This window comes from Mycoplasma sp. 5912 (assembly GCF_054353835.1).
Genome location: NZ_JBTHHI010000001.1, coordinates 149,309 through 165,755, shown reverse-complemented (window position 1 = coordinate 165,755; position 16,447 = coordinate 149,309). Strand labels below are relative to the sequence as shown.

Below are 16,447 nucleotides of genomic sequence, written 5' to 3'. Positions count from 1 at the left end.
ATGAAAAAAACTTTTTATATTACTACTCCTATTTATTATGCAAGCGGAAACTTACACATTGGACATTTATTTACTACCACACTTGCTTGAGCGATTACAAATTATAAAAAAAGTCAAGGTTATGATGTCAAAATGCTCACTGGTTCTGATGAACACGGACAAAAAATACAACAAATTGCACAGCAACATAATTTAGCACCCCAGCAATTTGTGGATCAAGTTGTAAGTAAATTTAAAAATATGTGAGAAGTTTTTGATATTAATTATGATTATTTTTCAAGAACCACATCTACAAAACATAAACAAATAGTTAAAGATATTTTTAGTTATTTTTTAAAGCAAGGATATATTTATAAAGGTAAATATCAAGGATGATATTCAATTTCAGATGAAGAGTTTTTAACCGAAGCACAAGTAATTAAAAAAGATGGAAAACTTTATCATCCAGCTTCAGGACATGTACTTACAAAAGTAAGTGAAGATAGTTACTTTTTTAAAATGAAACTATTTGAAAATTGACTCAAAGAATATATTAATAATAATCCAGACCTTTTATTCCCTAAAAAAACAGAACATGAGATGTTAGTTAACTTTATTAACAAAGGTTTAGAAGATTTATCAGTAACAAGAACTAATATTAACTGAGGGATTAAAATCAACGAAGATACTAATCATACTTTATATGTATGATTAGATGCTTTATGTAATTACATTAGTGCATTAGATTTTGATATAAATGATATTGATAAACCAGGTGATTTTAATAAATATTGAAACAACGAAAACTCTGAAGTTGTACATATTTTAGGTAAAGAAATTTCGCGTTTTCATATGATTTATTGACCTATCTTTTTGAAAGCATTAAACATCAAACAACCAAATCGCATCCAGGCACACGGTTGAATTGTTACATCACAAGGAAAGATGTCTAAATCAAAAGGCAATGTAGTAGATCCCTTTGATTTAGTCTCTAAATACCATCCTGAAATGATTAAATATTTCTTTATTTCACAATTTGCCTTAGGTGAAGATTTAATCTTTGATGAAGATCGTTTTATTGATGTTATTAATTCACAATTAATAAATAATTATGGTAATTTAGTATCACGCACCTTAAAGATGATTTCAAATAGTTTTAACAGACCTTTAAAAACAAATGAATATTTAAACGAAGACTTACAAATGCTTGAACAAATTAAAGAATCAAAAGAAAGTTTTTGTTATGAATTTGATCGCTATCAAATCCATAAAGCATTTGCGATTGCAACAAATTTATCAGATAATTTAAACAAATATATTGATGTAACTAAACCTTGAACACTGACAAATGATTTAATCAGATTGGAAGATATTTTATTAGTATTATTAAATGGAATTTATGCTGTTTCAACATATTTATCTATTTTACTACCTAAAAAAGTTTCAGAAGTTGCAGATGCTTTATGCATATCTGGTTTTGATTTTCAACAAATAATTAATTTTCATAAATTTGATAACATCATCCCTAAATCACATTTTATTTTATTTAATCGCATCAAAAAAGGAAACTAAATGATTTACACAAAAGCTACACAATATATAATTAATCCTGAAAAAATGAAGGGTTTTATTGATTATTTATATGTTTTTACACAAAAAACACGTATGCAAGAAACTAATTTATCTTTTGAATACGGAATACAAGCAGATGATAAAATTTTAGTAATTGAACGTTGAAGCAATTTTAACGAATTTGATAAATTCATTAAAAATCCTGAGTTTGCTAAAGAACTACAAACTTTATCAAAGATGTCCAAGGCTGTTAATGTTATTTATCAATTGTCAATAAATCGTTAGAACCATATTGGTTCTTTTTGTTACTTATGAAAAAAATATGAAATGAATTTTCACTTCTTAGCAAAAGATTATTAAATAACCTTATAAAATAAGCATATTAAAACTTACTATAGAAAATAATATATAATTTATACAGAAATAAATATTTCTGCTCTATATAACATAAATAAATAATTTAGGAGATATACATAATATGTCAAAGAAGTTAAAAAAATATTTACTAACCTTATCAGGTTTAGTGGGTAGCACCACAGTAGCACTTGCTGCTGCATGTGGAGGTGGTAAATCTTCAAGTGGTGAAGGAAATAATACTGGTGGAGGTAGTGCGACTACACCAGGAAATCCAGGTAACCCAGGTTCATTAGTTATCAAAAGCGACTTAGAAACTGCGACACAAGAAGATCGGATTCAAAATGCTCAAAATGATAAAAACAATAGAAGTCATGGTCAAAAAGAAAAGAAAGATTCCAACGGGAATAGATATATTAAATTAGGAATTACCTTTTCTCAAAGTGGTGTTCAAGGTAATACAATTAGAGCTATTGTTGATGTATATAATGATTTAGTTAGCAAATATCAAAAATTCGTAAATGATAATAAAAACGCAACCGACGAACAAAAAGAAGCAAAACTAAATGAATTAGGAATCTCTGCTGCTGCTGAAATAGTTAAGGTAGATAACTATGGAAACAGTTATCCAGACGGGGTGCAAAATGTTGGAAAACAAATTGCAGCTATACACGGATTAAAAAAAGAAGAACAACAAGATTATTATAATTTATTAATCGGTTATCCTGTAATTGCTTCAGTTTTAAATAGCAATGGAGAAAATTTATTATTAAATTTCAATTCACAAGATAAATCTTTAAATACTGATTTAGATGATTTTGCTAAAAGTTTCGTTAATGCAAACTATACAACTGAAAATATTACCAAACCAGGAACATACATTCTTCCATTATTCAAAAGTTCAAATGTTTTATCAATTAATGCACCTGTTTTAGGATACTTTTTAGATGAAATGAAAGCTAAGGGTGTAAAAATTAGTGATGAATTCAATGACATTATTGATAAATCACATGTTGATCGCAATAGCGTTACAGCAATTTGAGGAGCTCCTGTTGCCAATGCACAAGATATCCTGAAAAATGCAGGATATTTAGATCCAAATAAAACTATAACTAAGGATGATTTATTCGGAACATACACAGGAATTATTAATTTCTCAAAAACTATGCAAAGTTTATTTACAAACTCAGCAAAGACAAATGATACATCATTACATGTTTTCGGAATCGATGATATGGTTGGAGTTTATGATTCAGCATTATTTTCTAGCTTAGGTGCTGATTACTCAAAAATGATTTCAACAGCGATTCGTCAAAATGATAAAACCGTAATTCAATATAACGCTTTAAAAAGCAAAGGTAGTGATGCATATACTGTATCACAACAAATTTGAGATAAATTTACTGAGGGATTTGAAACTAAAGCAATTTATGGTTTTCCGGGTGGACAATATTCATCAACTGATCAAATTAAACATAAAATCGCATTTTCAATCGGTTCAACTGCAGGATATTCAAAAAATTATAAAGATATTAAAAATGATGGTGCAACTGAAATTGATGATAAAAGTGGTAACTTCTCATTTGAACCATCAAAATCTAACACATTTACTTTTATCCAAAATCCTACATTTAAAAAAAATAGAGATGGAAGTACATCTGCAATTGAAGAATTATATAATAAATACAAATCAAATATTCTAGCTGTTTATGGTGGTTTTAAAAATTTTGTATGATCTTCTATACCAAAAGATGATAAAGGTAATGATATTTCAATCGGAAAATATGATTTACTTCCTGCTGATGATGAAAATAAAACTAAAATTGAAAATCTTAAAACAAGTGGTAAAAACTTAGGTTATATTGTTTCATTAAAAGATAATCCAAAAAATACTAATTTTATCCAAAAAGCTAAAGATATGTTAAAAGATAAAACAGATTCTAAAGTTGAAATTATTGATATGAAGAATTCATCAGGTGATTCATTTGCGTTCGTAATATTAAAAGATGTTCTAAAAATGAATACAACAGAATATGAAGATTATGAAAAAAATATTGATGATACAGACAATAAATTTACTAATGCTTTAAATGAAGTTGGATTGCACAAACGTATATTAAAAGCTACTGATGTTCTTTCCGAAGATGAATTATTTGCTCTACCAACACCTAAAAAATGATCTGCAAAGTCAACCGATAAAAATGTTTTATACCTTCAAGGACCTTCATTGATGGGTGTTAAATCAAATGATATTGATGAAGATGCAACTCGTGCTTTTGTAAAATGATTGATTACTACTACAAAAACCTTTGACTTTAAAGTTGATAAAAATACTATTACCAACACACCTTTAAGAACCTTAGAACAAGGAATGTCTTATATTTCAGGAACAAATGACTTAGTTAATTTAGATCCTGATAAATTTGCTAAAACTAAGAGTGGTACAAATAAATATCTTCAAGTTGTGTTAGCGGAAGCAAAAGAAGCAATTAATAAACCAGATGAAATCCATACATTTGAAGAACCTGCTGGAACATTCTCTGATACATTTAGAGAACAAATCAAAAATGCATGAAAACAATCCATTGATCAATACAATTTCAATAATCCAAGTCAAGAAAAATTCAATTTCACCAAATTTGTTGATGCTATCACAATCGGAGTAAGTTAATATTATAAATATAATTTGCTTAGGCAAGTTATATTTTAATGAAAGGAAAATATGTTTAAGTTTACTAAATTAATAAAAATGATTGCTTTACCAACTTTATCAGCAAGTAGTTTAGTTGCTGCAGTAGCTTGTTCTAAATATGATCCTGCTAATGACGAAAAACTCCCTATACTTGAATATAAAGTTGATGCTTCTGTTTCAAAATATCCACTTATTTTTACAGAAGATAAAAAAGACTATCATTATAACATCACAACCACACCAGAAGTTCTAAACAATACATTAAAAAGAACTTCTTTTTATAATGATATTGATAAGATTAAAGAAAAAATCGCATCATCAATACAAAATCAATTTAAACAACAAATCCATTTGACTTTTTTACAACCACAAAAAGCTGTATTAAGAATCGATGATGCTAAGAGTAGTTATCCAAAACTAGTTCGTATGAAGTTTTTTGATAAATATGTTGTATTTAAGTTTTTATATGCTAGTGTATCACTTAATTTAGATGACAAACTGAAAGAACCTGGACAAAATAATCCTCTATCGCAATGAGATTCTAAAAGCATAAAAGACAAAATAACCTTAGGATATCAAATGTTTTATCAAAATCATCCTGTTGATTGAGTATCTGTAGTTAATATTGAAAAACCATTTAGTTTTGATGTCCCTATTAAGGATATGAAAGTTGATACAGATGAAAAAAACTTTGTCCCATTAGGAATTGATTTTAATCAAGAACGCTTTAAAAATAAAATATTACGTGCTAAACTTGTTTCTGATTCAGATGGTGATACATTTACCATTGAGCCACTAGAAGCTAAAATAATAGGTAATGCTGAATTTAAAATAGGCGAGCAATATAAAATAAGATTACGTGGAATTGATACCCCTGAAAAAGGAATAGGTGGTGGAAAAAATTATAAAACTGCTAGTCCTTTTGAATCACATTTTGCTTATAAGTCAACTGAATTTGCTGAAAAAATTTTCAATAAATATAAAGATGATGTTTTAGTTGCCTTTCCAAGCGGAAAAGATACATATGGTAGAAATGTAGCAGATATTATCTTTGGTAGCAATGATTCAAGTCAACCTATAAATGATTATAGTAAATATAAATATAGTTATGGTGTTGAAATTATTCGTGCTGGTTTAACCCTTCCACTTTCTGAAGCGGCTTGAAGTGTGGATTTTAAACAAGCAAAAACAGATGACTTTATATATAATATTTATCCAAAGATGGCACAAGCAGCTGACCAAGCTGTAGCAGAACAAAATGGATTCTTTAAATATTTTGACACCCCTGATCAAGTTTCATTATATGTATATTTAAGCAAACGACCTAATTCATATGCTCCATTTTATTCCAGTGAACCTGGTGATGCATCTAATAAAGTTAAAACATATACTAATCAAAAATAACGAAAGGAATTTATGTTATTACTGAAGAAGTTAATTCATAAACTTAAAACTCAGTCTATTAATATCACCGATTCAGATTTAATGAAAATTCAAAAATACCGAGATGAATTTCGAGAAAAAAACCTAGATTCAGTTCCTGCAATTGAGTTGAAAAACTTAAATATCGATTTTGGTGAAACCTTAGCTGTCGATAATGTTAGTTTTAAAATCCCAGATGGTAAATTAGTAACTTTATTAGGTCCATCTGGTTCTGGAAAAACTACTACATTAAATGCTATTGCTGGTTTATTAACAGTAACATCAGGAAAAATTTTATTTAAAGGAAAAGATGTTACCGATTTTACTCCACAACGTCGCAAAATCGGATTTGTGTTTCAAAACTATGCTTTATATCCACATTTAAGTGTTTATGCTAACATTGCTTTTCCATTAAAAAATGATTATGATTGACAGTTTCGTACAATGTTAAAAAAGCAACAAGCACAAAATGAAATTAGAATTTTATATCTAAATGCGCTTGGTGCAAGTAAAAATGAAACAAATTCATTAAGACAAGCTTTTGATGACTGATTACTTTTATCTTATAATTTACAGCACAAATTCAACGAAGCATATGCTCGTATGATTGAAAATCTTGAAAAAGCTCATACTGATTATAAACTTGCCGTTTCACATGAAACATCTGAAATTTCCCTTTTAACTAAAAATGTCTTGAAAACTAATAAGCAAGTGGATCTTGATACTAAAACTAAAAAACAAGAAATTAAAGACAAATACCTATCTCAAAAAAGTAACAACTTATTAGAAGACCTTAAAAAAACCGAAATTTTATCTAATATGGATCTTAAACTGCTACATTTTAAACCATTAAAACCTGAAGACATCCCGGCTCATTTAGAATTGCTACAGCAAGCAGTTGCAAATTTAGTTTCTGAAAACCTTGACCATCTAGAATTAAATGAGCGATTAAAAATTGTTTCAGTAGAAAAAAAATTATTGCATTTAATCACTCGCTATAAATATATTTTAAAACGTAAAGAAATATATGCTAAATATGCCGAGGAAAAAGCAAAAACCAAAGAAATTTATTTAGCTGCAAAAAGAGAATATAAGTTAGCAAAATCCGAAGATCTTAGTTTTAAACAACTTAAAGATGATAGCGAAAGATTACCATATGCTGCTCAAAAACACTTCATTAACCAAGTTAAGGAGTTAAGCAAAAGATATGATTTAGACAATAAAATAAAACAAGAACGCAAGAAAATTATTCCCCATATTCTAAGCGAAAGTGATCGCCAAAAAGTAAAAGAATTAACAAAAAATGTAATCTCTCTACGTAAAGCAATTCATAATGAAGTTATCGAAGTAGCAAAACGTGTTGAAATAGTTCCTATTTTACAAAAAAAACCGACTCGTTTATCTGGAGGTCAACAACAACGTGTTTCAATTGCTCGTGCAATTGTTAAAAAACCTGAAATATTATTAATGGATGAACCTCTTTCTAACCTTGATGCAAAACTACGGATTTCAACCCGTCAGTGAATTCGGGAAATTCAACAATCGCTCGGAATTACTACTGTATTTGTTACCCACGATCAAGAGGAAGCAATGTCAATTTCAGATATTATTGTTTGTATGTCAACTGCAAAAGTGCAACAATTCGGAACACCAATGCAGTTATATAATAAACCTAAAAACCAATTCGTGGCCCGTTTTTTAGGGATGCCTGAAATGGGATTATTCCCTTCAGAATATAAGGATAACAGAGTATATGTTGCTGGTAAATTGCTTGAAAATGTACTTATAAAAAATGTGTCAAATCCAAGTTTAAACATCGGGGTTCGTTCAGAAGACTTTATTATTAAAAACAACGAAGAAGCGATGTTTAAAGGTAAAGTTATCGTGCAAGAGAACTTTGGAAAAGAAAGTAAATTAATAGTTGAAGTTAATAACATCGGAAGAATTAACTTTTTATTAGATAATGATTTAGAATATCGAATCGGGGATAATATTTATTTTGATTTACCTATTTCAAAATTGCATATCTTTGATGCAGTTTCCGAAGAAAGATTAGAATATGAAATATCTAATTCGTAAGTTGCACTCTTTTATCTCGATTCATATGGGGTTTTTACTTAATTGGTCACTAAAAAAACAATCACAAAAGAAAGTCGTTTTATCGCATTCAATTTTAGAACGTCGTACCCCTTTATATATCCCATTACTTTTACTACTCCCTGGATTTTTACTCATTTTAATGTTTACATTAGTTCCGATGGGAATTAATATTTATCAATCTTTTACAACCGAAAGCGGTGAAGGAACATGAAAGAATTATGAATATGTGTTTAAAGATGCGCGTTTTGCTACTGGGGTAAGAAACTCATTTATATATGGTTTAGTCGTGCTACCATTTGTGATGTCCTTTTCACTAATTATTTCTTCTATTATTGCAAAACTACATCGTAAATATGCACGTGGAATATGACAAACTGTATTCTTTATGCCTTATATCACTAATGCTGTTGCAGTTTCACTGGTATTTATCCAATTCTTTGCTCCAGCAGGGATATTAAACAAAATTACCGGTTCCACTCGTGCCTGATTAAACACATCCGATCCATATACATTCAATGCATTGATTGCAATGTTTATTAACGGGATTTGAGGTGGATTAGCATTTAACATCCTTATATTTACCACAGCAATGCTCGGAGTAGATAAAAATCTTTATAAATCTGCTTCTATCGATGGATGTGGTGGAATCAAACAATTCTTTAGCATTACTTTACCATCAATTAAAGGAACCATTAACTTTATAATCACATTAGGTATCATCGGAGGTTTAAAAGTCTTTCCGCTTGCTTTATTCAATAATAACCCAACCGATGCCTTTTCATACGGTGGTGGAACCTTAATGTTATATGTTTACTTAATGACTAAAAGCGCGCAATTTCATAATGCAGGTGCTGCAGCTATCTTGTTATTTATCATAGGTGTAAGTTTTTCATCTATTATTCGTGGAGGATTTTTTATGGTGCAATTATCATTAAATAATTTAGGAGAAAGAAATGTTTGAGTTAAAGTTAAAAATTCAACAACTTCTAATACATAGAAAAATCCGTCGCAACCAAGAAAAAGTTACCACCCAAGTAATCGACAGCAATCCTGCATCAGCAATTTTTTTATCGGTTTTGAAGTTATTAGTGTTATGTTTTTTTGGTGTTCTAATATTATTCCCATTTTTCTTTATGATTTCAATTTCATTAATGACAGATGATGAAGTTGCAAACCTAAGTACTAATTTTCGATTTGTTTCTGATTTTACCGAAGGAAATACATATTATCAAGGAACCAAAGGTATTGGTGATACTGTTGCTTGGTCAAAAGTTGTCGCCAATACCTACCATCGTGCATTAGCAACTGGTTATTGAAATTCATTAGGTTTTACTGCATTAAATGTTATTATATCAGTTGTTTTAAAAGTATTCATTACCTTTTTAATGGGATATGCTTTTGCTCTTAAAAAGTGACGTGGAAAAGGTTTGGTTTGATTCTTAGCACTTGCTTTATTGGTGCTACCTGAAGTTGCCTTATTATCTGGACAATATATCGTGGTGTTTCGTACTAATATGCGGGCTAATTATACTGGTTTATTATTTGCTATTGCACTTCCTTTTGTATCTAGCATCTTTAATACCGTTATGTATAAAAACTCATTTGAAGCAATTCCAGGACGCATTAAAGAAGTATCATTAATTGATGGAGCAGGTGGGATAAAATATATGTTTAAAATTGCCTTTCCGATGGTAATGCCTACTACTTTAACTATTGTTATCTTAACCGCTCTTGCTTCTTGAAATGCTTACTTGTGACCATCAATTTTAGTTTCGGATCGTAATTCATTACAACTGCTATCAGTTTGATTATTTAATGCTGGTATGGACTTTAGCGATGATAACAGTGCTGGTGTTCCACTCCAAAATATTAAAATGGCTGCAGCTATCTTTGTAATCTTACCAATGTTTATTATTTATTTATTACTTAGAAAAAGAATTATGAATGCAATCAGCAGACAAGGTTCAACTATTAAAGGATAAAAATGAGAACATATAAACGCAGAATTATTATTTGAACAATTATTGCTGCATTGGCCTTGATAGCAATCATCGGATTATCAATTTTTATCCACCAATTAGGTTATACCATTGAATTAAACAAAAAAGTCGAACTAGATCGGAGCATCATAGATGCATTTCAGTTTTCTAAAGCATATTCTATAGGAGGTTTAGCATTTTCTTGTGTAGTATTTATCATCGGTGTAATTATTTCATATGCTGGTTTTAAATCTTGAAAATACTCAGAAATGTTTAGTTAATATGAACAAAAAAATTAAATATCTCCTTTTTACAACCTTATCTTCATGTGTCGTTCCTTTAACAGCCGTGTCCTGTTTATACCAAGGTGATAAAACAATTCAGTATGCTAAGGATTGAGTCCAACAAAACGGATTTAATATCAAACAAAGAGTTGCTGACAAAAAAATTCCTGCATTAGTAAAATTTGAAAATAATTTATATACAGCAAACTGACTAGCATATACATATTCAGATGTAGACATCAGATATCAAAATTTAAATGTCTCTATTAATAACTCGTTTTTAAAAATAAGCCTACCAACAATTATTACAACAGCAGGTAAAGGTGTTGCATTTAACCAAGATAATATCAACTTTTTAGCAAATAGTATTCTTTTGATGCAATACAACTTTGATCAATATAATAAAAAACATAAATACCAACGACAAGGACAAGACTTAATTAATTCAAATATCATTTTGTTAAATGATATTCACACAAAACAAAAACAAATCTTAGAGAAACTAGATGCATATCATAAAATCAACGGAAAACGTTCTGTTGCACAAATATTAGTCCATAAATATGGAACAAATGAAGCGGGGGATGATATCGATTTAGAAAAACAAATTTTAACTTTATATCAAGCATTAAGCAAAATTGAATATTATCAAATTGATGATTTTAATAAAGTTATTACCGAAGATAAAGTTAAAAGCATTGTATATAACTTCATCAAAGATACTCCATTAGCAGTTGGGATAAATTATGTCGATTATGCTAACAAGAAACAAATAGAAGCATTTAAACCTGTGAATAAACTTTTAACTTATAATAATGCTGACATTTCATTTAAAATTGATTTTGCAAATAACATCCGTGGAAACACCATTGATACTAATTTAGTTAATTTAACTCTACAAAAAAATAAGATTCTTGATTCAAAAATTGATTACACCAAAATAGATGCTAAAAATACTTTAAAAAACATTTGAAATGTGTTTTATAAATTATATCCTAATTATCGCATTGAAACTGATGAATCACTTCCTGCAAACTTGGAAGATGAAATTCACGGAATTACTCGTGGATTTGGTCCTACTTACTTAATTTTTGGAATTTCACCATCTGCAACATCTGATACAAAAGAAAATAAAAACGATGAATATAAAGTCTTTACTGAAAAACTCAGTGAAGCAGAACAAAGTGAATTTTTATCAAAACCAAAAGAATTTATCCAAAATCACATCGATATGCTTTATTATAAAACTTATCATTCATACATTAATACCTTACCCGAAACTCTTGAAACAATTAAAAAAACGCAAGAGAATATTGAAAAACTACAACAAGAAATCAAACAACTTCAAAATGATAATGACACAAAGAAGTTGGATGAAAAAATTTCTGCTTTAAAAGCTGCAGAATTGTTTGTAAAAAATACCAATAAAAAAGTTGATGTTTATAAAATTGTTATAGATTATTTTGAAAAAACTCTGCCGGCTGTTAAAAAAGCATCTGAAGCATTGCGAAATCCTAATCTTAATGCTACTACAAAGGCACAAGCGACAAAAACTATTAATGACTTTTTAAACTTTGAAGTTGTTAAATTTGATTTGGATAATATTTACAAACTAATCGATAAAAGTTTTGCAGAATCTAAAACATCACAATATTCATTGGCAGATTTATTCGCTAAACTCTTATTTTTAAATAAAATATATAAAACTCAATCTGTTTTAGGATATAAAATAAATACAGATTCTAAGAAACTTACATACTGAGTAGAATTTTATAATCATGAAGATAAAAAATGATATTTATTCGATGTATATGGATACTATAAAGCCATCAAAAAAGATAAAAACTCAAATATTGATACATTTATCTTTGATAAATTAGAAAATCATTTTGAAAAACTACCAAATTCTAATTCAGAGTTATAAAAGTTGTCTATACACTTTGTGTAGACAACTTTTTATACCCACAAAATAGTGCCTATAAAGCCATATTATGTTCTTTATGGTTAGTGACTTTATTATTTTGTTAAACAGTATACATTTATCTGCTAAAACATATCACACTTACATCACATTCTCTTTTACATCTGATTTTTCATCACTATATAACTCTTTTAATTCATTAAATTGATTGAAAACATTTTTATATGTATAATCAAAGTATTGGCTATATATACCATTTTCTTTTAAATCTAAATTCATTTGATATACTTTTTCTTCTAGTAAATGATATCTTATCTCTTGCATCTGATTGGCTGATAATTTTGGGTCCAAATATGAATATACATTTATATCTACATGTATTCCTAGTTTGATTTGTTCTTGTTGCTGCTCATTAAATAAATGTAGCTGCGAATTTATTTCATCTGCCTTAGCAACCTTATGCTTGATGTTTACAATTTGCATGTGACTACTGCTCTCAGATGTGTTTTGCTTTCGTTTGTGAACTTCATCCAAAATCGCATCAAAATATGGTATATTCAACTCGTTCATATATTCACTATCTAGTCCTTTTTCTTTTACATCATCGCTAATAACCTTCTTTTTATCTTCGAGTAATGTATTTCTAATTTGTTGCATTTGATAATATGATAATTTTGAATCTAGGTATAATTTCACATCCAACGATAACTCTAGTCCTTTTCTTATCTCTTGCATTTGTTTTCAATCGTATTTTGGATCTATATATAAATATACCTTATCTAATATATAATCTTTTTGTAAACCAAGTCTTATCTGTTGCATTTGAAAACCATTAAAAATATTTTTTGTATATTTTTTAACATCTAAATTTGCTTTTAAACCTAAATATATTTGTTCAAGTTGGCTTGAATAATATTTATTAAAATCAAATTTATTATCTGTAATAAAACTTGAAAATTCACTTGAAATCTTATTTTTATATTCATTAAAAAAATTAATTTCATTATGAATATCAGTTAATTCTAAATCACAACCTTTTGATAGTTCCTTAAGTTCAAACAGAATATCATAATTGTTGTTACGATAATTTATAATTTCATTATATAACTCTTGTTTTTGTATAATTTGTTCAACTGAAATATTACTTTTTGATTTATATGCATTTAATTCCATATCAAGAAAATTTTGATGGCTATAAAGTGTTCTTGATTTAACTTCTTCATCATAAAAATATATCTGACTTATCGAAACAAACGGAGGATTATTTTTTAAATTACGATATAACTGTGAATAAATTTCATCAATATCATCTATATTAAAATATTCAGTATCTAAAAATAAGACAGAATCCTTTTCAAAAACCTTGTATAAATCTTCCTTTGCAATATTTAATTTATAAATTTGTGTTGTATCTATATAACTGTCATTATATAGCAATCCATTGCCTGACTTTTTAATTAAAACTTCATATTCATACGGTTTTCTTTGGATTTGTTTTTTATTATATGCACTTCTAGATTTAAGATAGTAAAATGAACCTGTTAGATCGCTGTAAAAGAAAATAACAGGATGTATTCCATAATCTTCTTCAAACCTATCAAATGTAATAGGTTTTTTCGGTAGTATTGGTTTCATATTATATCCGTTTGTTAATTTGTATTCAAAATTTTGTTTTTGTGTCATATTTTCCTTAATTTAATTAAATATCCTTTGTTTATTTATCCTAATTTCTTCCTTATATTGATTATCATTTCCAAATTGTGAATATATTAAATCAATTTTTTCTATAATTATGAAAAAATCTTTGTTTTCTATATCATCGAACTCTTCTGTATTTAACCCGCATCTCAATACATTAATAAATTTACTAAATGAATAGTTTTCATTTCCAGATTCGATATCACTTTTAATTGTAAATGTCTTAGCGACTAATGCTAAATATTGAAAATTTACATCAATATAATGTGTGCTATTATTCGGATGTGCCATTAAGAAATGTTGATTTGGTGTTAGTGCAATTAAATTTTCTAAATAATCTGCTATTTGTGGAAATTTAGACTGTGGAAAGATATGATGCACTTGTGTTGCATCGTTATTATCCGTTAATCCTATAATTTCACTTTTATTGTTATTATATTTTTGATTCAACATTTTTATTGCTTTTTTTGCTTTATCGATTAAATATTTTCGATATGTTGTCTCATTAATTTTCTTATTTATAACTTGTGCATAGTCATTTCTAGACATATTTTTAGGTTTTAGATCTCTAAAATTTGTTTTATTGTATGTTAAATCATCTAATGTAATAATATTTTTAGACAAATAACCTTTTTTAGTTCCTAAGGATTTATTTACAAATGAAAGTGGATTTATAATTTTAGTAAAATTCTATAAATTTCTAGGGTTCCTTTAATTTTTGTATTTTGTTTATAAAAATTTGTTAAATGTTCATTTAATATTTAAAGGTATAAGCATTGGTGTTGTTTAAAAAATTCACAAAATAATGATATATATCAGTATCTTTTAAAACCTTTTTGATATACTCACATAAAAAGTTTAGAGCATTCATTGGTCTTAATGCAATATATTCTAAAATTTCTTTATTAGTTACCTTAAAGTGTCTTACATTATTTACTTTGTTTTGTTTTAAAACTCCTGCATATACAAGTAAATTAATAGGTTGTCCAAAATATTTATCGTATTCTCTTGATGATTTATTCGATGGATTTGGTTTGGTAAATAGATTTGAAACATTTATAACTGTATATTCATTAAATCAAATGTCTTTTACTTTAAATGTATCCATTTTATTATTGATATATTCTAAAATACAATCAGAAACTATTGACAAAACATCATATGTACACTTTTGATCAATTCATCTAGAATTTTTTGAAATTCTTAAATCATAATTCTTATCATCGAAGAAATCGCTTAATAATTTATACATCTAATTCAACTCCTTGTTCTTCCCGAATCAAAAAACACTTGAAGAATCAATGTTTATTGAACGAGTTTGATAATTTCGTGCAATATGATAGAACTTTCTAAACTCATCAGTCGAAATATATTCTTTTTGTTTGTCATTTAACTTTAAATTATTCTTAGGTATTAATATTGCTACTGATCCGTTTGTTAGATAACCTTTTGGTTTTGATATTAGCCTAGGTTTATAAGTCATATTAGGTGTTAAATAAGCATTTTCATAATCAAGATATTTATAGACATCTAATTTTTTTGCAACAACATCCAGGATGTAAGAATCATAATTTTCTATTTCGCTGATACTTTTTCCACTATCATCGATGTTTTTAGACTTCAAGACTCTTATTGTATTTTGTTTGTTATTAATAAGTATTGAATTAGTAATTTGACGGTCTCTAAATACCTTAAAAATATCAAATTCCATTTTTTTATACACAAAATCAAAAAATTCATCACGATAAATAACTCAGTATGGCAATTCCTTAGAGAAAATATAGTCCCTGAATTGATAATTTTCTTGTTTTTTGGGTAATGATTTAATATAAATTCTATCTATAATACATTTTGAAATTGTTATATTAATAGTTTCGATTAAAATATCATCAAATCCTTTTTCGCCAAAATCTATAATTGATGAAATATTAAAATTAACTAATAAGTTACGTGTTTCTTGATATTCTGGTGTATTTAATAAATTTTTTGGCATTATCAGTGAAATGTTTTCGGCTTCTAAAAAGGATTTTTCTAAAAATAACCCTGCTAAATTTTTTAAATTTTCTGAATATTGATGTAAATTTTGATATTCAACTTTTTTAATTTTATTTATTTTGGTAAACGGTGGATTTCCAATAATTAAATCAAATTTTTTATTAAATTTTAACATTAAATAATCATCATTTACATATTTAATCTTAAAATTTTCAGGTATATTGTTTTCATAAAGAATCTTTAAAAGTTCTATTGATTCATTATTTATATCAATAATTGTTAAATTCACAATATTATTTTGATATTTTCTAAATAAAATAGGTAAAAAATTACCTGAACCCACTGCAGGTTCTAAAATATTAATTTCTTTCTTTGTAAATTCGGGTAATTGTGAATTTATTTGCTCTAAAATTATTTGTGGTGTATAAAATGCTGCATAATAATTACGCTT

Annotated in this window: 13 protein-coding genes; 9 read left to right on the top strand and 4 right to left on the bottom strand. The window is 27.5% G+C overall.

Going from position 1 to position 16,447, the window contains the following annotated elements; translation table 4 throughout:
* From metG to ACXYRP_RS00510, 9 genes are all read left to right on the top strand, one after another.
* Window positions 1-1,551, top strand: coding sequence for a methionine--tRNA ligase (metG, locus tag ACXYRP_RS00550; RefSeq protein ID WP_458614975.1), 1,551 nt, complete (start codon window positions 1-3; stop codon window positions 1,549-1,551).
* Window positions 1,552-1,836 (top strand): antibiotic biosynthesis monooxygenase, encoded by a 285-nt coding sequence (locus ACXYRP_RS00545; RefSeq protein ID WP_458597377.1) that lies wholly within the window; start codon window positions 1,552-1,554, stop codon window positions 1,834-1,836.
* A gap of 193 nt (window positions 1,837-2,029) precedes the next feature.
* Entirely contained in the window at window positions 2,030-4,576 is a 2,547-nt protein-coding gene (locus ACXYRP_RS00540; RefSeq protein WP_458614465.1) for a P68 family surface lipoprotein, read from the top strand.
* 51 nt (window positions 4,577-4,627) lie between these two features.
* Entirely contained in the window at window positions 4,628-6,001 is a 1,374-nt protein-coding gene (locus tag ACXYRP_RS00535; RefSeq protein WP_458614974.1) for a thermonuclease family protein, read from the top strand.
* A 12-nt stretch (window positions 6,002-6,013) separates the two neighbouring features.
* Complete coding sequence (locus ACXYRP_RS00530; RefSeq protein ID WP_458614973.1) at window positions 6,014-8,098, top strand: ATP-binding cassette domain-containing protein; 2,085 nt, start codon at window positions 6,014-6,016, stop codon at window positions 8,096-8,098.
* Entirely contained in the window at window positions 8,079-9,116 is a 1,038-nt protein-coding gene (locus tag ACXYRP_RS00525) for a carbohydrate ABC transporter permease (RefSeq protein ID WP_435130539.1), read from the top strand. Before ACXYRP_RS00530 ends, ACXYRP_RS00525 begins: the two co-directional genes overlap by 20 nt.
* On the top strand, window positions 9,073-10,101 hold the full coding sequence (locus ACXYRP_RS00520) for a carbohydrate ABC transporter permease (RefSeq protein WP_458607480.1): 1,029 nt from the start codon (window positions 9,073-9,075) through the stop codon (window positions 10,099-10,101). Before ACXYRP_RS00525 ends, ACXYRP_RS00520 begins: the two co-directional genes overlap by 44 nt.
* Before the next feature lie 2 nt (window positions 10,102-10,103).
* Entirely contained in the window at window positions 10,104-10,379 is a 276-nt protein-coding gene (locus ACXYRP_RS00515; protein WP_458597372.1) for a hypothetical protein, read from the top strand.
* 1 nt (window position 10,380) lies between these two features.
* The gene (locus ACXYRP_RS00510) at window positions 10,381-12,306 is read left to right on the top strand and encodes a hypothetical protein (RefSeq protein WP_458614972.1); all 1,926 of its coding nucleotides are present in this window, start codon (window positions 10,381-10,383) and stop codon (window positions 12,304-12,306) included.
* A gap of 138 nt (window positions 12,307-12,444) precedes the next feature.
* Here the strand turns inward: ACXYRP_RS00510 and ACXYRP_RS00505 are convergent, their stop codons facing one another.
* The 4 genes from ACXYRP_RS00505 to ACXYRP_RS00490 form a co-directional block, all read right to left on the bottom strand.
* The gene (locus tag ACXYRP_RS00505; RefSeq protein WP_458614971.1) at window positions 12,445-13,986 is read right to left on the bottom strand and encodes an Mbov_0400 family ICE element protein; all 1,542 of its coding nucleotides are present in this window, start codon (window positions 13,984-13,986) and stop codon (window positions 12,445-12,447) included.
* Between the two features lie 12 nt (window positions 13,987-13,998).
* Entirely contained in the window at window positions 13,999-14,625 is a 627-nt protein-coding gene (locus ACXYRP_RS00500; RefSeq protein WP_458614970.1) for a hypothetical protein, read from the bottom strand.
* Between the two features lie 130 nt (window positions 14,626-14,755).
* Window positions 14,756-15,253 (bottom strand): hypothetical protein, encoded by a 498-nt coding sequence (locus ACXYRP_RS00495; protein WP_458614260.1) that lies wholly within the window; start codon window positions 15,251-15,253, stop codon window positions 14,756-14,758.
* Window positions 15,254-16,351 (bottom strand): Eco57I restriction-modification methylase domain-containing protein, encoded by a 1,098-nt coding sequence (locus ACXYRP_RS00490; protein WP_458614995.1) that lies wholly within the window; start codon window positions 16,349-16,351, stop codon window positions 15,254-15,256.
* Window positions 16,352-16,447 lie beyond the last annotated feature (96 nt).